Annotated in this window: 1 pseudogene; it reads right to left on the reverse strand. The window is 48.2% G+C overall.

Going from position 1 to position 537, the window contains the following annotated elements:
- A pseudogene (locus R8O11_RS30710) lies at positions 1–537 on the reverse strand (excinuclease ABC subunit B); the annotation flags it as partial.

Consider the following 537-nt stretch of genomic DNA (forward strand, 5'->3'; position numbering starts at 1 on the left):
GTGTAACGCGGCAAATCTCTTTGTTTCACGACACCCGTCAATGGGTCGAACACACTGATGCAATCCACTTCATCATCAAACATTTCAACGCGCACAGCATCTTGGTCAGACTCGGCTGGGAATATGTCAATCACTTCGCCGCGAACACGGAACTGACCGCGTTCAAAAGCGACATCATTACGCGAGTATTGGAGTTCCGCTAGGCGACGAAGCATGTCACGCTGATCGATCACGTCACCACGGCGTAAGTGCAGCATCATCTGTAAATACGACTCGGGATCACCCAAACCATAGATGGCCGAGACCGAAGCGACGATGATGGCGTCTTTTCGTTCTAGTAAAGCTTTGGTGGCAGACAAACGCATTTGCTCAATGTGAGCGTTCACTGACGCATCTTTTTCAATAAAGGTGTCAGTTGTAGGCACATACGCTTCTGGTTGATAGTAGTCGTAGTAAGACACAAAATACTCGACCGCATTGTTAGGAAAGAACGATTTCATTTCCCCATACAACTGAGCCGCGAGGGTTTTATTTGGC

Source organism: Vibrio sp. 1288 (genome assembly GCF_033344475.1).